This is a genomic window from Maribellus luteus (genome assembly GCF_003576475.1).
GTDB lineage: Bacteria > Bacteroidota > Bacteroidia > Bacteroidales > Prolixibacteraceae > Draconibacterium > Draconibacterium luteum.
The window spans coordinates 1-20,680 of sequence record NZ_QWGR01000018.1; the positions used below are offsets into that span (position 1 = coordinate 1).

General features: G+C 39.2%; 18 protein-coding genes. 13 read left to right on the plus strand and 5 right to left on the minus strand.

Annotated elements, in window-relative coordinates; genetic code table 11:
- Positions 1–436: 436 nt before the first annotated feature.
- The 4 genes from D1614_RS20600 (at position 437) to D1614_RS20615 (ending at position 5,249) form a co-directional block, all read left to right on the plus strand.
- Complete coding sequence (locus tag D1614_RS20600; RefSeq protein WP_119439881.1) at positions 437–1,018, plus strand: YIP1 family protein; 582 nt, start codon at positions 437–439, stop codon at positions 1,016–1,018.
- Between the two features lie 157 nt (positions 1,019–1,175).
- Positions 1,176–2,168, plus strand: a complete 993-nt coding sequence (locus D1614_RS20605) for a hypothetical protein (RefSeq protein WP_147384332.1) — start codon at positions 1,176–1,178, stop codon at positions 2,166–2,168.
- A gap of 169 nt (positions 2,169–2,337) precedes the next feature.
- On the plus strand, positions 2,338–3,099 hold the full coding sequence (locus D1614_RS20610) for a hypothetical protein (protein WP_119439883.1): 762 nt from the start codon (positions 2,338–2,340) through the stop codon (positions 3,097–3,099).
- Between the two features lie 269 nt (positions 3,100–3,368).
- Positions 3,369–5,249 (plus strand): Eco57I restriction-modification methylase domain-containing protein, encoded by a 1,881-nt coding sequence (locus D1614_RS20615; protein ID WP_119439884.1) that lies wholly within the window; start codon positions 3,369–3,371, stop codon positions 5,247–5,249.
- Here D1614_RS20615 and D1614_RS20620 read toward each other — a convergent pair.
- Genes D1614_RS20620 through D1614_RS20630 form a run of 3 tightly spaced genes read right to left on the minus strand, consistent with a single transcriptional unit; the run spans position 5,213 to position 7,113 of the window.
- Positions 5,213–6,103 (minus strand): hypothetical protein, encoded by an 891-nt coding sequence (locus tag D1614_RS20620; protein WP_147384333.1) that lies wholly within the window; start codon positions 6,101–6,103, stop codon positions 5,213–5,215. The two genes, D1614_RS20615 and D1614_RS20620, sit on opposite strands and share 37 nt — an antisense overlap.
- Entirely contained in the window at positions 6,096–6,911 is an 816-nt protein-coding gene (locus D1614_RS20625; RefSeq protein ID WP_119439886.1) for a restriction endonuclease, read from the minus strand. The genes D1614_RS20620 and D1614_RS20625 overlap by 8 nt, the downstream gene beginning before the upstream one ends.
- On the minus strand, positions 6,877–7,113 hold the full coding sequence (locus D1614_RS20630; RefSeq protein WP_119439887.1) for a helix-turn-helix domain-containing protein: 237 nt from the start codon (positions 7,111–7,113) through the stop codon (positions 6,877–6,879). The genes D1614_RS20625 and D1614_RS20630 overlap by 35 nt, the downstream gene beginning before the upstream one ends.
- Before the next feature lie 274 nt (positions 7,114–7,387).
- On the opposite strand from D1614_RS20630, the gene D1614_RS20635 reads away from it, so the two are divergent.
- From D1614_RS20635 to D1614_RS20660, 6 genes are all read left to right on the plus strand, one after another.
- Positions 7,388–7,891: a PH domain-containing protein gene (locus D1614_RS20635; protein WP_119439888.1), complete on the plus strand. Its 504-nt coding sequence runs from the start codon at positions 7,388–7,390 to the stop codon at positions 7,889–7,891.
- Between the two features lie 204 nt (positions 7,892–8,095).
- Positions 8,096–8,878 carry a hypothetical protein gene (locus tag D1614_RS20640; protein ID WP_119439889.1) on the plus strand — a complete coding sequence of 261 codons (783 nt, stop codon included), beginning with the start codon at positions 8,096–8,098 and terminating at the stop codon, positions 8,876–8,878.
- Positions 8,879–8,955: 77 nt separating this feature from the next.
- The gene (locus tag D1614_RS20645; protein ID WP_119439890.1) at positions 8,956–9,798 is read left to right on the plus strand and encodes an MBL fold metallo-hydrolase; all 843 of its coding nucleotides are present in this window, start codon (positions 8,956–8,958) and stop codon (positions 9,796–9,798) included.
- 376 nt (positions 9,799–10,174) lie between these two features.
- Complete coding sequence (locus D1614_RS20650) at positions 10,175–11,254, plus strand: outer membrane beta-barrel protein (protein WP_206610097.1); 1,080 nt, start codon at positions 10,175–10,177, stop codon at positions 11,252–11,254.
- 37 nt (positions 11,255–11,291) lie between these two features.
- Positions 11,292–11,948: a porin family protein gene (locus D1614_RS20655; protein ID WP_119439892.1), complete on the plus strand. Its 657-nt coding sequence runs from the start codon at positions 11,292–11,294 to the stop codon at positions 11,946–11,948.
- Positions 11,949–12,012: 64 nt separating this feature from the next.
- Positions 12,013–13,401 carry a retropepsin-like aspartic protease gene (locus D1614_RS20660; protein WP_119439893.1) on the plus strand — a complete coding sequence of 463 codons (1,389 nt, stop codon included), beginning with the start codon at positions 12,013–12,015 and terminating at the stop codon, positions 13,399–13,401.
- Between the two features lie 118 nt (positions 13,402–13,519).
- Here the strand turns inward: D1614_RS20660 and D1614_RS20665 are convergent, their stop codons facing one another.
- The gene (locus D1614_RS20665) at positions 13,520–14,347 is read right to left on the minus strand and encodes an AraC family transcriptional regulator (protein ID WP_119439894.1); all 828 of its coding nucleotides are present in this window, start codon (positions 14,345–14,347) and stop codon (positions 13,520–13,522) included.
- A 235-nt stretch (positions 14,348–14,582) separates the two neighbouring features.
- Between D1614_RS20665 and D1614_RS20670 the strand changes: the two genes are divergently transcribed.
- The 3 genes from D1614_RS20670 (at position 14,583) to D1614_RS20680 (ending at position 19,054) form a co-directional block, all read left to right on the plus strand.
- Positions 14,583–15,602: an alpha-L-fucosidase gene (locus tag D1614_RS20670; RefSeq protein WP_119439895.1), complete on the plus strand. Its 1,020-nt coding sequence runs from the start codon at positions 14,583–14,585 to the stop codon at positions 15,600–15,602.
- 6 nt (positions 15,603–15,608) lie between these two features.
- Entirely contained in the window at positions 15,609–17,714 is a 2,106-nt protein-coding gene (locus D1614_RS20675) for an alpha-L-fucosidase (protein WP_119439896.1), read from the plus strand.
- Between the two features lie 188 nt (positions 17,715–17,902).
- On the plus strand, positions 17,903–19,054 hold the full coding sequence (locus D1614_RS20680; RefSeq protein WP_119439897.1) for an acyloxyacyl hydrolase: 1,152 nt from the start codon (positions 17,903–17,905) through the stop codon (positions 19,052–19,054).
- Positions 19,055–19,126: 72 nt separating this feature from the next.
- On the opposite strand, the gene D1614_RS20685 is transcribed toward D1614_RS20680, so the two are convergent.
- Positions 19,127–20,542, minus strand: a complete 1,416-nt coding sequence (locus D1614_RS20685; RefSeq protein ID WP_119439898.1) for a sulfatase-like hydrolase/transferase — start codon at positions 20,540–20,542, stop codon at positions 19,127–19,129.
- Between the last annotated feature and the right edge of the window lie 138 nt (positions 20,543–20,680).

The following is a 20,680-nucleotide window of genomic DNA, read 5'->3' on the forward strand; positions in this document are numbered from 1 at the left end:
AAAAGCGTTGCAGGGCGACAAAAAAGCCCGCAGGACGCTCAAAAATCCTGCAGGAAACCGAAAAAATGCCGCAGGACGCTGAAAAATCTTGCAGGGCGGCTCTGAGGACTGAAGGAAGGACTTACCCGCTACAGCCCACAGGAGATTAAAGCGTTTCTTTTTACTTTTTCGGAAGAACGTGGTTATTCGGATCCTGTGAAATGTATTGTTAAACAGCTTTCTAAAAACATTTTTCTTGTTATCTTCGGAAAAACGAAAAAACGAAACCGCCTGCTCATGAAACAACTCCCTCCCGAAAAATCAGAAAAAGTTGGTTTATCCACCCCAATGGGTGTTATAACCCAACCTGCTAATAAAGATATAACCCGACTGGTTGGGTTCCACATACGTTACACACAAGCATGAAAGAAAAACCAAACAACTTTAAACTATATAAATGAAGCCTATTATTTCCATTTGGATTAAAACTCGACAGACATTTCAATTAATTGAAAAAAGAGATGAAAAAGAAAATGATTTTATGATTCACATTTTGTTTTTCTTGACCTCAATGTATGCAGGATTCTCAATGTCTTTTGACATTAATAAAATATTAGGATTAGAAATTAATTACTATTTCGTCCTTATAATTTCATTAATCGTTTCAGGACTTTTAGGACTGTTCGCTTACAAATATATTTTATCGTACATCATTTGGGGAGCAGGAAAAATATTTCAAGGAAAAGCTTCAATTAATGAAATAAGATTAGCTCTTGCCTATTCAATTATTCCACATTTGGTTCATCTATTAATCGGAGTAATTTTGCTTATCCCTGCTATTATTCTAGACAATAAAGGATTGATTGGCTATCAACACCCTGTCACCATTTATATACTTTGGATTTTTGCTTTAAGAATATTAGTAATTGGACTAGCATATTTTAATAAATATTCATTTGGATACGCCCTATTGACTGTAATTATTCCTGCAGCTATTATGCAAGGACTTTTATATGGAATAAAGTTTATGATACAATAAAATAAAATGCCAGTGTGTAACAAAATACATATTGCAGGGCGGGTTCGGTGGTACGCCAACTGCGGATTCTCGCATCGCAGTTCCGTGTCCTTCGGACAGGAACGCTCTCCGAAATCCGCCCCGACAACATGTACCAACCGTTACCAGCCATTATAAAATGAAGAAAATACTAATCATATTATTGTTTATTCCCACTCTTGTTTATTCACAAGAATATCCAATTTTGGATACACTAAATTTTGGAAAGAATGTTAAGGAAGTGCTTGTGTATAGAAAACATGCTTCAGATAAAAAAGAAAATTTAATTAAGAAATACGTTTTTAATCCTCAAAAACAGCAACGAACTATTTACACTGGATATAATTCTTCATATCAATACAAAGATGAATATGAGTACCAAAATGACAAATTAATTTCTTATAAAAGCTATTCAAAATGTTCTTTAGTCGACAATATTGATTGGTCAGTTGTGGAAAAAATTGATTCAACAATGTATGAAAAGGTTAATCCAGAAGAAATTGATTGGGAAAAAAGTGCCAACCTCAATAAATATATGACACTGGAATATTATGAGAATGGAAAAGTATCCTCTATTAAACTTTATGAACAGTTGTCTGAAGGAGAATCATATTTGGACGAGGAGATAAAATTTATTTATAACTCGAAGGGGCAAATTGAAAGTAAAACATATTCTGAAAAAGGACATCCCAATGTTATCAAATTCCAAGTGTTTAAACCAAGTTCATTAGAATTGAATGACTCAATAAAGATGCTTTCGGGTACTATGAGAAAAAAACGGTTTTATTATTTTAATGACACGACATTTATAAAATATTTTGTGAATGGAATTCATACTGGTAACGAATATCAAATATTCAATCCAGATGAAGAAACAAAAACTTATACTGTATACAATCCATTAAATGACACGCTGTCTTTATCTGTTGAGACTTTTAACGAAAACCAATTACTAATATCTCGTAAAAATATCCTGCAAAAAGGATATAATGGTTTTGGTTTTTCTCTGGATGTGGCAGCTGGGGACGAATATTTCTATGAATACGATAATTTAAAGAGAATAAAAAAAGTAGACTGCTATGATATTGGAGAGTTTTATTATAGTGACACTTATATTGTAAATAAAAAATAACGGCTGGTAACAAATTGTATATGGCAGGCGGGGGTTTTAGCGGTCTGACAAGTCGGACCTTGCGCCCACTTTCCTGCGGGTCTGACACGATTTCTTCCAGAAATCCCGCCCGACCACATACAAGTGACCGTTGTAACCCATTTTGAAAAAGAAACAAATCACTGAGATAATGAATGAATTTTATTCAATTAGCCAAGAAAATCAAAAGCCCGACGATGAATATCAATTAAAAAATTTAGGGAAACAAACAATAATGATGATTGTAGGTAAACCATCTCGCCGAAACTATTGGGGTGAAACTGAAAGTCCTCAATCTCAGAAATTCTATAGAGACACAAACGAGGAAGATTATGACAGACTATTTGCAAATAAACTTTTGAAGTGTCGACCTCCATATGATTTAGAAAAAATATTGGATTATCATCTAAATTACTATGTTGAGATTAGACAGGGTGAAAAGTTGAGATTTTTAAATCAAATCAAGTTTGTCATTTTACCAATCATAAAAGAAAAAAACAACAAAGAAATTTATGATGAATTAATCACAAACTGGCTTGATAAGAATAATATGACTACAAAAAAAGAAAAAGCGGCAAAAGTGAATTTAAAGATTAGAGACATTAATGCACCAATGCAGATTCAAATGAATTCAGACAATGCAAGTCAATCTCAACAGATATCCTACGATAAAGATGATATTTTAGAATTACTCAATTTGTTAAAACAAGACATTGAGAATTTAAATACAGATTCAAAAGAAGATTTCGAATTGGAAATTGAAAACGCTATAAAGCAGTTGAATAAAGGGAAAAAAGTAGAAACAAGACTTTTAACTATTGGCTCAATGATTAAAGAAATTGGGATAGGAATTTTTGTTAATCTCGTATCCTCACCTCTTTTTGAAATCATGAGACCAATTTTGGGTATATAAAGATTATGAATAAAAAACGGGTTACAACAAATTGTATATGGCAGGCGGGGGTTTTAGCGGTCTGACTAGTCAGACCTCGTGCGTTCCCTTCTGCGGGTCTGACAGGATTTCTTCTCGAAATCCCGCCCGACCACATACAAGTGACCGTTAGGCGTAATGCTAAAATCCTTGCTCCCAAGTTCATCATATCAAGAAAAAATTGTTTAAAAGTTTATTTGCAAACCGCAAGAATTTAGATTAATTTTGTTGCTTATAATCAACACAAGAAGGTGATAAACAAAGGTATCATAAACGACATTCTAAAAACTCAAGACATTGACGTTATTGAGAAACACCTTGTTTATTCATTCATTCAAAGCAATAATCTTGACTTTGAAAAAAGTCCAATTATTAAAGAATTACTAAATGATTTTGAGCCTCAGGCAGATGTTTATCTAAAACTATCTGCATTGGAAATAAGTGATTTAAAACAGTTAGAAAATTACTTGGAATTGTTAATTCCAAAAACAGACAGAAAAGTAAATGGTGCATTTTTTACACCAACATATATAGTCGATTATATAATTAGTGAAGTTGCCCCAAAAGAAGAAGATAAATGCCTTGACCCAAGTTGTGGTTGCGGAGCATTTTTAATTGGACTTGCGGAATATTATCAAAAGAATTTCAGTAAGCCGATAAAAAAAACAATCAAAGAAAATATTTTCGGCTCTGACATACTTGACTACAATATAAATCGCTCGAAAACAATTTTAAGTTTGTTGGGGCTTCAAAACAATGAAGTGATTGAAGAATCTGATTTTAATTTATTTAACCAAGATAGTTTAAAAGCAAACTGGGCTAATAAATATGAAATTGTTGTTGGAAATCCGCCGTATGTAAAATACCAAGATTTGAGCGATGAAAACCGACAATATTTGGCTAATAAATGGCAAACGATTGAATATGGAACATTCAATTTATATTTTGCTTTTTTTGAGTTAGGATACAAACTATTAGCATCTAACGGTAAACTTGGTTATATAACTCCTAACAATTATTTCACCTCTTTAGCTGGTTTATCTCTTCGCCAATATTTCCTAAAGACCAAGTGTTTAACTAGAATTGTAGATTTTAGGCACAAAAAAGTATTTGACGCCCAAACATACACAGCAATCACATTTGCTAGTAAAAAGGAGAATGAGGCAGTTCTATTTGATAAAATTGGAGATAAACAAACTTGTCAAGAATTTTTAAAAACGGCAAATGGTTCTCCAAACTATTTGAAACAGCTAAATGTAAAAAAGTGGCGGTTGCTTAAAACTGCAGAACAGGACAATATTCGGATTATTGAGAATATTGGTACTCCAATTAAGAATTTATTTAATATTGCTGTTGGAATTGCTACTCTGAAAGATGAAATTTTCTTTGTTGATTCTGCAAATGAAGAAAATGGTTATTTAATTAAAAATACTGAAAAAGGTACCTTTTATATCGAGAGGGAAATTACAAAACCTGTATATAAAATTTCTCAATTCAAAAACCAAAATGACATTGAGCGAAATACATTGAGAATAATTACACCTTATTTTACCGACTTAAAAAATGCAACTCCAATTTCCGAAGAAGAATTTCAAATCAAATATCCCAAGTGTTATGAGTATCTTCTATCAGAAAAGGAAACGTTGGAAACCAGAGATAAAGGGAAAAGTAATTATTCACCATTTTATGTTTGGGGCAGAACACAAGGAATTACAAGATTCGGTAAAAAAATACTTAATCCAACTTTTAGTAAACATCCACGATTTCTGTTTGTGCCGGAAGAAGATGCTTATTATACCAATGGTTACGGAATTTATTTTGACAAGGATAATTCAAAATCAATGTCTTTATTTGATGATGATACACACGAATTATCAAAAGAAGCAAACATTTTGGTTGCACAAAAAATACTCAACTCCATAGTAATGGACTATTATATTAGTAAAACCAGTGTTTCCATTCAAGGTGGTTTTCCTTGCTATCAAAAAAACTTCATTGAAAAATTTACAATCCCTGATTTTTCAAAGGAAGAAGTTGAGTTGCTAAGAAATTTAAATAGTAAGGAAGAAATTAATGAATTTCTTATAACAAAATATCAGGTTAATATATTAGCTGGAAATCTTGTAGAATAAATTTGCATTATGTCACTTACAAAGTTGGTGTAATCCAAATTGGTCATTGAACAAGCTGAACCAACAGGAAGGAATCCATCTTGGATTAATTCATTAGTAGTATTATAAATTTTAGGTACAGGTCTATCGAAGTCTACAATTAATAGACAACACCTTTCATATTTAAACTTTTCATCATTCCTGTTTATTCTCATATTAATTGCTTGAAAAGTCTCTATATATCTACCAATATCAATAGTACTAAAACCAACAACATTCCCATCAACATATTCTTTAACTGGAATTAAATAAACTTCCCCAAGAACCATATTCGGTGTTCTAAGATGCAAGTTTAATGATTCAGCAAAAGTACGTTCATAAAGTGTATCAAAGTTCTTATTAACGCTACTGAGCTGACTTCTAACATTTATGCTTAAAATGGATTCCGTGAATGTTTCCCCATAAATATCATTATATCCATTCATTCCAGAATTAACATTCATTGTTGTTGGAGAAATTGGAATATTATCAGGAATTACAGAAATATCTTGAGTTTTAGTTTTAAGAAAACCTGCTATTTTGAGTTCTTTATCTTTTAAAACTCTTGCTCTATTGTATGCACGTTGATTTGGACTTATCACTCGCTGCAAATAATCAGGGCATGGGTTTATTAAGCTTGGGTGAACATTCGCATTTATTAAGTCTGTTTTTACTGCATTATGAATATTTTTAATCAAGACACTTGACCTAATAATATTGCCTCTATTCCCATTTAATATTGCTGCTTCATAAACCTGCTTAATGTTATTAACCGCGGTTTGTATTGTAATTGGTGTAAATGGAATTCCAGTATGATTTAAAATTTTATTAGCCATTAAATCTATCATTATAAGATTCAAGAATAGAATCAGTAAAAGTTTCCCACGATAATTCTTCTATACTGGCATCTGAATTTCTTTCCAGCAAACCATCATCATAAAGCTCTTGGTTTGTACTGTAAATTTTTGCAGGTGATTGTTGAAAATCTACAAGGAGTAAACAAACTCTCTCATATTTGTAATCTTCTCTTTGATAGTTTGGTCGTCCATTTATTGCTTGGAATGACTTAATGTATTTTTCAACAGCACCAATTCGGTCAATAAAAGCAATTTCATTATTATCCATTACCGAGGCATCATACTCTTTAACTGGAATCATATAGACTTCACCTAAAACCATCTTTGGGCATCTTACATGCAGGTTCTGAGCTTCGGCAATAGTCCTTTCATAAAGAGTATCAAAATTTTTTGCCAGGGAACTCATTTGACTTCTAACATTGATAGAAATAGTTCTTTCCGTATAGTCTTTACCATAATAGTCAGTTGCTTCTCGCAGGATGCCTTCAGTCATTATTTCTTCTTCAGGCACATGCCCTTCCGGAGAAACAGATACATCTTGATACTTTTGTTTAATAAAACCAGCTAGTTTTAACTCGGGCGTAGTTTCACCGAGTGGTGGGTGTATTCTTGCAGCTGAAATTCCTTTTCGAATTAAATCTGCCTTAACTGCTTCGTGAATGTTATTAATCGGTCTTGATGACCTAATCATTGCCTCTTTGGCTTTGATTCCACCTTCGAGAATTGAAGTCTCAATCAATTCTTTAAAATTATCAACTGCCCGTTGAATTGTTATCAAATTTGCCATTATTAAAAAATTCCTTTAGGGTAACGCCAAGTGCAGTTGACACTTTTTCAATATTTACAATGGAAATATTTCTTTGACCGTTTTCAACACTTGCAATATAACTTCTATCTAAATCAGCAGAATATGCTAAATCCTTTTGAGACATATTTTTCTGTTCTCTAAGTTCTTTAATTCTTATACCGATTTTAGATTTTACATCCATATTGCAAAGATTTATAAATGTAGACTATAAGCCAAAGACTATAAGTAACACTCACGACTATTTTTTAAATAATTTGATTTATCTTAGATGATTAAAAAAAAAGCACATACGCCTAACAATCTGTATATGTCATAGCCGGTTTTGTGAGTGATTGAAGGTTAAATCCCGCATTTATTTCATCTCGGTTTGACAGGAAAGTAGCCCCGCAATCGGCTACGCCACATACAGGTAACCGTTATGGCCAAGTTTAAAAAAAGACAGAATCAATATATACATGGGAAATGATTTTATATTAGAATTTGATTTTGATAAAAGAAATGAATGGAAAATTCTCAGAAAATCAATTCTCTTTTACATTGGGACGCTCTTTGGGTTCTTATACTTCTTTATAACAAGGGGAAAATTAGGACTTTATTTGGGATTTGGTTTTCTCCTTGTGACAATTCCTCAATTGGTTTTGCATTTTCAATACAGACTAAATGATAGAAACAAAAAAATAACAGTAAATCATTCTCAACTGACTGTTAGAGTTGACAAAAATGGAAAAACAGAAAAAGAGTTTCAATTTAAAGAAATAGACAAAATCGTTAGACACAAAAGTCAAAACAACGAGAACAATATGACTTATGCTCTACCACCATTTTTTTACAACTATACCGAGATTATTCTGGTTGATGGACAGAAAATAATTTTCACCGACTTCTTGACAAAGACTCTTGGATTAAAGGATGTTGAAACAAGTGAGAAACTATCACTATTTAATTTAATCCGCAATTAAATGACATTGTTGATTGAAAAATATAAAAACCAGGCCATAACATTTTGCAAATTGTATTGCGGGGTTCGTGGTATGTCGTTCGCTGGATTCTCGCAACATCGTTCCGTCCTGCCGGACAGGAACGAGCTCCGAAATCCGCAACGACAAATTATAAGTGACGGTTACAGCTAACTTTAAAAACCAAAAATATTGACCTAATCACAAATGGAAGAAACTAAAAAATTCTATTCTCAAAGAGCCATTACAATTGCTACCTATTTTGGCGGACCGCTTGCAGCAGGTTACCTGGTAAAGAAGAATTTTGAGGTACTAGACCAACCTGACAATGCTCGAAAATCTTTAATTATTGGAATTGTATCAAGTATTTTATTGTTTGCCGGAATATTTTCAATTCCCGAGCCAATAATTGACAAAATTCCCCAACCACTAATTCCTTTAATCTACACCGGAATTATCTATTTAATTGTAGAACGACTTCAGGGCGAAAATTTAAAACAACATAAAGAATCTGGTGGTGAATTTTATTCTGGATGGAATGCTGCAGGTGTTGGAGCTATCGCTATGATAATTCTTTTTGTAGGTATTGCGGTTGTTGCATTCTTTGCTGGAGACTTATCTAATAAAACTGCTGACTTTGACTTTTCAACTTATGATAGAGAAGTTGAAAATTTTGTAGAGAATGAGAATAAGGCAATTGCTGTTTTCAATGTGATTGAAACAGCGAAACCAGACTATTTAATTAAAGAATTCACAAAAGGAGTGGTACTGTGGAAAGAGAACAAGGAAATAGTTGGGAGATTGAATTCTTTAGATAATCTACCCCAGGAACTAATTGAGCAAAATGCTAAGTTGATAAAATATTGCGATCTGAGGATTCAACAAAACGAGATAATTATCAAAGCAATTAGTGAAGATACGGACATATATGTATCAGAAATTGAGAAAATTGGACTAGAAATAATTGAAATATTGAATGAGCTAAAATAAATAAAACTGGTTGAAGTACAAGTTGTTGTCGCTCTGCTCAACAATGCTTCAGCACAGTTAAAACACTTTGATAAAACATGAAACTGACGGACAAAATTCATTTATTGCGCATTGATTTCGAGATCAGCTTAAGCCCCGAAAAAAAGATTCCCCGCTTTGTAAATGTGGTGTTGATTTTCGGGGATAAAATCACCTTGGTTGATACGGGAGTAAAGGGAAGCGAGAAGGTGATATTCGATTATATAAAAGAGCAAAACCGCGATTTTTCGGAGATCGGTACAATCCTACTTTCGCATGCTCATCCCGATCATATCGGAAGTGCTGCCAGAATCAAAGAGCTAAGCGGCTGCAAGGTTTGTTCGCACGAACTGGAACGGGACTGGATCGAAAACATCGATCTGCAAAATACCGAACGTCCGGTTCCCGGGTTTTACCATCTTGTGGATACGCCCGTGAGTGTCGATTGTTTTATTTCGGACGGTCAGTCAATGGCCGTTGATGAGGCGATAACCATCCGCTTTATTCAATCTTCGGGGCATTCAAAAGGCTCGTTGAACCTGTTTTTTGTGGAGGATAAAATACTTTTCACCGCAGATTCGATACCCTTGAAAAATGACATTCCGAATTACGATAATTATTCCGAGCTGATGCGTTCTTTAGCGAAAATTAAGCGCAATACCGAATTTGAAACACTACTTACCTCGTGGACTCCACCGATGTTTGAGCAGGATTCAATTCATAAAATTCTTCAGGAAGGAGAGGAGTATATGAGGCATATTAATTCGGTGGTAGAAGAATGCTACAAAAGCGATGATGCCGGTACCTTGAACAATTGTAGAAAGGCAGTGGAAAAACTTGGCTTGCCGCCTTTTTTAGTCGTGCCGGTGGTAGACAGGGCGTTTAAAAGTCATACTCATTAACATGAGTTGGGCCATGACGCAAATAGCTTTAGTTGAACCGAACAGTTTGTTTCGAAATCCTAAAATTAGATACCTTATTGGATTGTAATAAAATAACCGATACATTTAACCAACTAATCCAGGTGACACCCAGAACGATTGTACCGCAGAAGATTTATTCACCCCGGGATTATTAAAATACAGACATTGTGAGCTTATGTGTGAGTTCTGTAATGCGCTGATATAATCAAGATTTAATAAACCTATTTGAAACGTACTAAACATGAAAAAAACATTTTTATCTCTGGTCATTACGTTTTTCTGTTTAAACTCTTTTTCTCAAATTATTTTTGAAAAGGGATATTACATAGACAATTCAAACAAAAAAACGGAGTGTTTGATCAAAAACTATGACTGGAAAAATAATCCAACCCAACTGGAATACAAACTATCGGAATTATCTGAATCAAAGATTGCAACCATCGATTCTGTTAAAGAGTTCGGAATAGGCAATAGTTTAAAGTATGTCAGGCAAACGGTAAATATAGAACGGTCTTCCAGTGCTCCTCAGTTTCTTGACAACGTTAGTCAACCTTTGTTTAAGGAAGAAACACTTTTTTTGAAAATCCTGATTGAGGGAGAGGCTAATCTCTATTTGTATGAAGACGGAAATTTGCGAAGGTACTTTTTCAAGAAAAAAGGGGCAGATATTGAGCAACTGGTATTTAAAAAGTATCTGGTGGAAGGAGGTAAGATCGGGGTAAACGAAATGTTTAAACAACAACTTTTGGTTGGTTTGGATGGAAAGTGTATTTCGGTTAATGATATCAATCGTATCAGGTATTTCAAAAAAGACCTGATAAAACTGTTCGAAATGTATTATCAGTGCAATGGGCTCGACTTTGTGAGATATGAGCGGAAGCAGGATAAAGAGTTGTTGTTTAATCTTAGCCTCAGGCCAGGTGTGAATTATTCTTCGTTATCCATTAGCAATCCATTGTCACGTGCATGGGAAACAGATTTTGGGAATAAAATAAATTTCCGGATCGGAATGGAAGCCGAGTTTATTATGCCTTTTAACAAGAATAAATGGGCAGTAATAGTGGAGCCTACTTACCAGTATTTTAATACAGAAGCCTTGAATGTAAGTGGACGTCCCGTAAAATCAAATTATAAATCGATTGAATTACCATTGGGAGTAAGGCACTATTTCTTTTTGGAAAAGGGATCTAAGTTATTTCTGAATGGTTCATTGGTCTTAGATTTTGCGGGGAAATCAGAATTTGTATCAGCAAATTCCAGTACCCTGGAAATAAAAACAAGCTATAATTTTGCGTTGGGGCTTGGGTATAAATACAACAACAGGTATGGCGTTGAACTGAGGTACCTTACCAATAGAGATATGTTTTACAACTATTTGTTTATGAGGAATGACTATCAGACCTTTTCTGTGATATTCGGATATACTTTATGGTAATAAATAGTACCTCAATAACGATTTAACCTTAAAATCCATGAAACAAAAATTACTACTGATTTCTACTTTTTTGCTGATCGCCTGGTGTGCTGCCGGGCAGGTGGCCGACCGGCTGGGTGTGAGCCTGGGAACTTCGTATGCCAGCCAGAAGTGGCAATACCGGCACATTCCGAACGATATGGAGAATGACTACAAGGTGGGTTTGCAGGCTTTTGTTTTTGCCGAGAAAGACCTGGCCGAAATGATGAGCTTGCGTACGGGGCTGGGCTATATTCAGAAAGGCTTTAAAGATGAGTTTACATTTACTTTTCCCGATGGCTCGGTGGCAGATGTCAGGAACGACAAAGTGGTTTTGCACAACCTGGCACTTGATCTTGGGGTAAAGATTCACCCCTTCATTAGCATGCATTTGCCTTACCTGGTGCTGGGGGGCCGGGCCGACTACCTGCTGTCGTACAAAGATGCTGTAATTGTAGAACCGGAATCTGGGATGAAAATCAACGTCTACGAACCGGCACTGGAAAAGTTTAATAAATTCAATGTGAGTGCGCTGGTGGGGGTGGGGATCAAGTTCAATGACTTCCTGTTTTTTGAACTGGAGTATAATCCCGGTCTTACCCGAAACTTCAAAAGCGAAGGCCTGACGGTACGGGACCAGTGCTGGGGAGCAAAGCTGGGTGTGTATCTGAAATAGATGGAGGAGTGTTGTCAAAACGTAAAATACATGGCTACGTAAGTGGAGCTTAAAACGCAAGCAGATGATGGGAAAAACAGTCAGCATAGTGGTCGGTTTCTTTTCCGCCGTTTTATTGTGGGTGATAGTCTTGACTGGATTTTTGGTTGTGTACCACTATTTCAATGTTCTGGCTTCTCGCTATCTTATTTTTAGTGCGATTGGAGTAGCTAGTCTGACCGTGTTTTTCTTAGTCCGAAAACGAAATCCGGTGCTGGCGATATCCCAGTTGGTTTCGGTGGCATTAATTTTTATCAGTCTTCTTTTTGTGTTGCAGAATTTTACCTCAGCGGAGAAAGAAAAGATTCACTGGAACTCTAAGCAAGATTCTTTTTTATTGGATTTTATAGCCGGAAAAGGTGGAGTTATTTTAATGAAAGCAAAAGTTAACGGTGTTCCCGGACTTTTTGTTTTTGATACCGGTGCCGCATTTACGGTTGTTAACGAGAAATTTATTCCGGATGCAGACATGCGGACAGAATCAATTACCATGTTTGATGCTAATAAATTGAATCAATCCGGGGACAAAGTCAGAATCAAAGATTTTCAATTGGGTGAAATGCAGCTTGGTAATTTAATCGTAGTTCCGCTAGACAGTGCTGCCTGGACACACAAAAGAGGGATCTTCCACGGTGATGATAGTATTGTGGGAATTATCGGGAATAATGTGATTTCAAAGTTTGTTTGGGATTTCGATTTACCGCAAAAGAAAGTTACGGTGTCAAGAAACCGTGAATATTGTGCTGCTATTCCCGATTCACTGGGAATAGCTCTTGTCCCGTTTTCTCATCGCATGAAAATGCCTGTATACATCAATGGCTTTGAGAAAATGCTGGTATTGGATTTTGGATCAATCCCCCCAATTATAGTATCTGATTCTGTTGCGGTAGACCAAAGCGATGAGTTGGGTAAAGTAAATGCTCCACAATCAACAAGAGGCATGTTAAGCCATATTGATACGGTAAACGGAAGGACCCACAACGGGAAATTTACTGATGTAAGACTGGGGGATAATGAATTTACAGATATTTTATGCCTGGAGAATGCTAAAAGCGACTTAATAGGGATTCCTTTTATTTGGTCTTTCGAAAGGGTGATTTTGGATTACAATCAACAGAAATCCTATTTTATTTCGAGAAAAAGAAAAGACGCTCCTCATGGCGCTGAATCGGTAAGTAGGGAGAACTTATCAACACATTTGTTGCGAAATAGCGCGGTGACGACTTTTTACTCAAGTTCAGAGGGAACGGTTTTACACATTAACAGGGATTCGGTCACTCAAAAATATGTTTCCTTTGGTAAGTTGCTAATGTATAGCAGCTCAAACAGCGCCAAACCCGACAGTATAATTTGTTGCGATTCGGTGCTGCTGCCAGATGGAAGCATGAAATATGGCCCGTTTAAAATTGAATAGATAATCTCGCGCTGGTTGGATTTAGATTCCAATCCCAATATCATAAATAGACTTAAAATTTCCTCCGTAGGTAAAACAATGTTATTTTAATGACGATTCAATCTTTCAAACCAAGGGGCTAAAATGGCCGGATCCGTTTTAGTTTGCCCGGACTGTAGTTGTAGTGCTTCTTAAATTGCCGGTGAAAATAAAATTCGTTGCTGTAACCGCATTCAAAAGCAATTTCCTTTACGCTTTTGTTGGTAGAACAAAGTTGTTTAATCGCATGTTCCATGCGTAGTTTGAGCATGTAGTTGTAAGGAGTAAGGCCAAAGTTTTGGGTAAAAACCCGGTGAAAGTAATTGGGGGCAAGATTTGATTTTGACGCAATTACGTGAAGAGGCGGGTTGTTGCGGAATTCATCGTTCATGAATTTGATGGAAGGACTAAGCCTGGTAAAACTGCCCGACACCGAAAGTTGCTCTGCCGGAATGTCCTTGATAAGCTCGGCGATAACCGCCAGAATGTAGCTGTGCAGTTGGGCTTCTTCGGTGGAATAGGGAAGGCTGGAGGTATTGGCCGATAAATAATGGGTGCTGCGAAACAGTTTCAGAACAGATTGGTCGAAAGTGCTGGTAAAGGGGTAGTCGTCAGCACTCCGCGCATAAATAGGCGTTGCATTTTGCAGAATATGTTTCAGGTGGAGCGAAACCGGAACAAAGTGCAACCAGTAAATGTCCATGGAAGAAGTGCATTTTTGCGAAACAATGTTGTAGCCCGAAAGAAAATAAACATTCCCTGATTTTATGGAGTACTCCTGTCCGTCTATTGTAACGGTGGCATTTCCGTTTACCGGGTGATAGATTTTGAAGCACTTGTCGAGTTCATCCGATGTTTTGTTCCACGAGCTGTTGCAACGGTTGAATCCGCCGGTAATTATTCTGCATTCAAATGAGTCTACTGCCATAAAGATAAGATCGTATAAGTTTTGGTTGGAATCGTTTATTTATTATCTGCCTGTAATTATGTTGTTTTGAATATTCCTGTCAGAAAATATTTGTTTAGATAGTCAAATATAGTAAGCCCGGCGGAATAAAAGGAAGTAAACGGGGCAGGAAGCCGGTCAAAAGAGGATAAAAACAAGTGGATTGGTAAAAGTCAATAAATCAATTTTTCTATATTCATACCAAAAGGTCAAAGTTATGTTGTTAAAAGTTAGTTTACTGTGTTTGCTGATGGTCGCCATTCTCTCGGGGGCAACAAGCCAGTCAAAAACAGATTATACCGTTAAATTGGAGGATCACATACGTGCAGAACAGGTAAAGGAAATGAAATGGGGGATGTTTATCTGCTGGTCGTTCAGCACTTTCTCTGGCCACGAATGGACACCGACACTTGACAAGGATGCCTCTTATTTTACTGCCAGCGGAGTGGATACCGATCAGTGGTGCAAGCTGGCCAAAGATGCCGGTATGGGCTACATCCTTTTTCTCACCAAGCATCACGATGGCTTTTGTTTGTGGGATACGCAAACCACCGATAAAAAGGTAACAAATAGTAAGTTGGGTATTGATGTTTTGGCAAAACTTCGAAAATCGTGCGATAAATACGGGATTAAACTGGCGCTGTATTTTTCGGAGGGTGATTGGAACTGGCCGGGAGCTATTGACGGAAAGGGCGCGAAGGCAGGAATTGGCAAGAACCCTGAGATGAAAAAAGCGCAGCTTAAAGAGTTGTGTACCGGGTATGGGCCCATCGAATTTTTTTGGATGGATCATGCCGTGGGTGATGGTGGTTTATCGCACAAGGAAACAGTCGATTTTATTCACCAGTTTCAGCCCAACTGTTTTATCGGATTTAATACCGGAGAAACAGCCGGTCGGTTAAACCTGCGGGAACGAGGACGGCCGGGACCAATCGGCGATAAAAGTACCGTTTGGAATGAAGGTCATTTAAAAGACAGTTATGATAATTTTCTGGTTGCTGAATTTACCTATCCGATTCTGCCAAAACATGAAGGCGGTGCCGACTGGTTTTATTCATTGCCCAAGCACGATACGCTTTGTCAGTCAGCCGAAAAATTGTACAACGATTATGTGGGAGCGGTTAAATATGGAAATATTTTTTCAATCGATGTCGGGCCTGATTATGCGGGGAGGATTCGGCAGGTTGATGTGAAAACACTGGAACAGGTGGGCGAAATGATCCGCACCAATAAATAAACAGTTATGATGATGAAGCATTTTCAGCAAACTGTAGCTTTTTTAATTACCGTTACTGTTTTCGGATGCAGTCAGCCAAATCAGCCTGAACCGTATGGGGTGTTACCATCACAGGCACAGCTAGCCTGGCACGAAATGGAATATTACAGCCTGGTTTGTTACGGACTGAATACCTACACCGAAGAAGAATGGGCTTATGGTGACGTAAATCCCGGCTTGTTTAATCCCTCAGATCTGAATACCGACCAGTGGGCGCAAACCGCCAGCGAAGCCGGAATGAAGGGGATGATCCTGGTGGCCAAGCACCACGATGGGTTTTGCCTGTGGCCCAGTAAATACACCGATTACTCGGTAAAAGCAACGCCCTGGAAAAACGGGCAGGGGGATGTATTGGGTGACCTGGCACAATCATGCAAAAAATACGGTTTGAAACTAGGCGTATACCTTTCTCCCTGGGACCGGAATCATGCTGAGTACGGCCGTCCCGGATACGTGGATTATTATTACCGGCAGCTGGAAGAACTGCTAACCGGCTACGGAGATATTTTTGAGTTCTGGATAGATGGGGCGAACGGTGGAACGGGTTATTACGGCGGCGCCAACGAGCGCCGGAACATCGATGCCAAAACCTATTACGGCTATGATTCCATTTTTTCGATCGTGGAGAAATACCAGCCCAATGCGGTAATTTTTAGTGATGTGGGACCTGGGACCCGCTGGGTGGGTAATGAAAACGGCATGGGCGGCGAAACCAACTGGAATACGATAAGTCCCGGAGATAAGTCGCCCGGAACATCGGATAGTGAATATGTAAAAAAGCTTTCGAGCGGAGAAGAAGGCGGTGAAAAGTGGATACCGGCCGAAGTGAATACCACGCTGTTATGGCCCAAAGCCTGGTATTATCATACAGGGCACCCGGTGCGGAGCCTTGCCAACCTGATGGATCTTTACTACACCTCGGTGGGGCGCGGTTCGCCTTTAAACCTGGGGCTTGCGATTTCACCGGACGGGCTTATTCGCGAGGCCGACCGGCGGGCTCTGCTGAAATTTGGGGAACAGGTAAAACGTGAATTTGAAAACAACCTCCTTGCCCGGGCAAAAGTAACTGCGGACAATGAACGTGGAAGAGCATTCAGCGCCGGGAAAGCTGCCGACAACAATTCCGAAACCTATTGGGCAACAGCTGACGGTGTGCAAAAGGCAACTCTGGAAATTGATTTTGGGCAAGAGACCGTTTTCAACCGCCTGATGTTGCAGGAATACATTGCACTCGGACAACGGGTGAACGAATTTTCGTTTGAGATTGAAAAGAACGGAGAATTTGTTGAGATAGCCCGTGAAACGACTGTTGGCTACAAGCGCCTGCTGCGTTTTAAAGAAGTAACGACCCAAAGAGCCAGGCTGACCATGGCAACCAACGCATCTTGTTTAACCTTGTCGAACATGGGGGTGTATCAGGCTCCTGCTTTGGTTCCCGATCCGCTTCCTGCAATTGATTTAGAGGGAGAACTGAGCTTTGCTTTAACCGAAGGAATTTCGGTGTATTATGCACTGGGTGAAAATCCCAATTCGAGCGAATTTAGAAAATATACAAGTCCTGTTTTTATGCCCGGGGGAGGTAAAGTACATTGTTTCTCGAAGGATGAGAAAACTGGATTCAGCACCGATAAAATAGTAGCTGAATTTGGCGTAGCGCGCAGCAAGTGGAAGATTGTTTCGGTTGACGGACGGGCAAATGAAGCGGGTAAATTCATCATGGATAATGATCCGGAAAGTTTTCTGCTTGCCGGTGAACGGCCGGCAAAACATGTGCACGAGCTCATTATCGACATGGCGGAACTTCGCGAAATAAATGCTTTTTCGTACCTGCCTCGGCAGGACGGGGAGAAGGAGGGAATCATATACGAATATGAGTTTTGGGGAAGCGCGGATGGTTCTGAATGGTTTGAACTTTCCCGGGGAACCTTTAGCAACATTGAAAATAACCCCAATCGCAGAATCGTTCAATTTGATAAGCCGGTAAAAGCCCGGTATGTTAAAATGCTTGCCTTGTCGGATGTTCGGGAGAGCGGAAAAGCCTCGTGGGCCGAAGTGGAGGTGTTTGTTGAATAATGATCCGGTTCACTCAATTGCTCTAACAACGACCTTCAAAAAAATAAGTACACTATTGGGGTAACGCGGAATGAGGGTTTTTATGGAATGAAGTATGGACTCAAAAACCGAAAACCTCTATCTTTGAATCTCTGTTTGGTTGCTGGAAATAGCAACTGTCCTGATAAGAGAACGAAAATAAAATCAGCATGCGATTGAATTTGAATCGACGGATTTGGATGTTTACGGGACTCTTTCTGTTGATGACAGGAAGTTTGATGGGGCAATCCAACAAGTTTAGAATTATTGAACTGAGAGGACACAGTGGTTCGCATTTGTATGGCGGAGAAAACCTGGGTGAATTCCTTAAAGATGGCTACTCATCAGGCGAAATCCGTTTTGGGTGGCAGTCGGATAAAGAATCGGAATGGTCTGCTAAATATGGACAGCCGATGTATGGTATCGGGCTTTACAGCGGGAACATCGGCAATGCTGATATTTTTGGAAATCCCAATGCCGTATTTGGATGGATGACTTTTCAAACCAGCAAGCCCCATCGGCGTAATGTGTTCGAGATAAGTCCTGCCTTTGGTTTAACCTATAACCTTCAGCCTTATAATGAAGCGACAAACCCACTGAACGATGCCATCGGATCGCGTTTTGCCGTTTACTTTAACATGCATGCCGGTTTTTCGTGCCAGCTTACCCGCGAGCTTGATTTGATCTATGGAATCGACATCACGCATTTCTCCAACGGAAGGACTTTTGTGCCAAACTGGGGCCTGAATATGTTGGGTTTAAACGTGGGGTTCCGCTACCATTACAACCGCTTACAAAAACAGGTAGATCCGGCTCCGTATCCCAAAAACGTTGTGGAGGCACGCCGAAAAAGGGTTTCTAAGCAAGCCAATGAATGGATCGGGCAAAACAGCGTTTCATTTTATGCCGCCATGGGAACCGTGCAGAACTATGCGGAGGACGGTGTTGCGGAAGTAAACCGTTACCCTGCTTATTCTTTTGTATTAGACTATGAATATCGTTACAATACAATGCTTTCGTTTCTGGCTGGTTTCGACTTTTTTAGGGATGAAAGCCTGAAGCCCAGGTATCCGGAATCGGAAGATTGGAATTTGCTCGGAGTTCATGGCGGAGCAGCCTTTCATTTTTGGCGTTTGGCTGTTCTTTTGGAAGCCGGAACCTACCTGGGTGATGACAAAGGAAAAGATCCGTTGTTTTTACGGCCTGCATTGCGTTTTGACTGGACCCGGCATGTGAAGTTACAACTGGGCTTAAAAACCCGCCGGGGAGCCAGTGCCGACTGGATTGAAACGGGTGTGGTAATAACGCCTTTTCACTGGTAGATGCCAATGGCGAAAATTCCACGTTCCCGGTTGCGAAAGCCACTTGTTAGCTTCTGATGTTTTCCATGTTCGTTAATCGGATGTGGGCGCCGTACTACAGGGCATTGACCGGTACCACGATGTCACCTTTTCTGCCAGTTCGCTAACCTTCTCCGGATAGTCAGGAGCGAGGTTGTTGTTTTCTCCCGGATCTGAAACAATGTTGTACAACTCCGGACGGCTTCCGTCGTAATCGCACAGCAGTTTCCAGTCACCTTCGCGAACCGCCAGGTCGGGGAGGCTGTCAAATCCGTAAAAATTCTTTCTGTCGGGCGGGCGGCTGTAAAAAATAGGCGCCTGTCGCGAAGCAGCAGATTCACCCAGCAGCGTTTCCACAAGGTTTTCACCATCGCAGAGCGAATTTTCGGGCTTGCCGGTTCCTGTAAACTCAAGCAGAGACGGGCGAATGTCAATGGCCGAAAAAACAGATTCCTTGTTTCTTGTTCCCTGAACCTTCTCTTGCATAAATCCGGGTCCCCAGGCAATTAACGACGAGCGGATTCCACCCTCGTACAAATGTGCTTTGTAGCCTTTCAGGTTACCGGCTCTTCCTGCTCCCTTTTCAGGCCCGTTATCCGAGCAGAATAGAATCAGGGTATTGTTGCGTAGGTTTTCATTGTTTTGAATGTATTCGAACAATTTACCAAACTGCTGGTCCATGGCTTCGAGTACGGCGAGGTACAAACCTCTTTTTCCGGCTTCTTTTGCCAAGCCGTATTCTTCGTAAGGAGGCCAGTAAGGGCTGTGCACATCATCGGGCCATATATTTACATAAAAAGGTTGCTGGGCTTTCTCTGCTTTTCCGATAAACTGAATAGCTGAATCAATAAAGCCGGTTGTGATTTCCGAGCGTTGCATCCATGTAAAGGGCTGTCCCAGTTTTTCTGCTCCTTCCCAAATGCGTCCCACTTTCCCGCTTTCATCTTTGGTGAGGGGAAGCAGCTTGGCACCCATTCCTTCGAAGTTGGTCAGCGACTGGTCGAAACCATAATCGCTGATTGGCGGGGCGTCGGTTACATCGCGCTGACCCCCCATGTGCCATTTCCCAAAATGCCCCGTAGTGTAGCCGGCATCGTGGAGATCTCGTGCCAGCATAGGAGCTGACGTGCTGAGCCAGTTGGCCATACCACGTTCCTTGTTGCGCTGGCTAAACTCAAGGTATGAAGTAATATTCCAGCGTTGCGGATAGGTTCCGGTGGAAATGGCTACCCGCGACGGAGAACATATCGGGGCATTCACATAAAACTGTTCGAAACAAATCCCCTGCGTAGCCAGTTTGTCGATATTGGGCGTTTGGGCGTCGGTATTGCCAAAGCACGAAAGGTCTGACCAGCCCATGTCGTCGATAAATATCAGAATTACATTGGGTTTCTGAGTGGAATTCTTTGGAGAGCATCCGATCGTAAAAAGTAGGGAGCCGACAATAGCCAGGAAAAATATTTTTCTCATTTTTTAGTTGATTTATGGTACTTCAGCGTCTTTGACCCGCGAATATAGCCATTGTAGCCCAAATGCTCAATGAATACACATCCTATTTTGCCTCGGAAATCATCCGGCTCTTTTGTAAGCAGAGACCTGGCTGATACA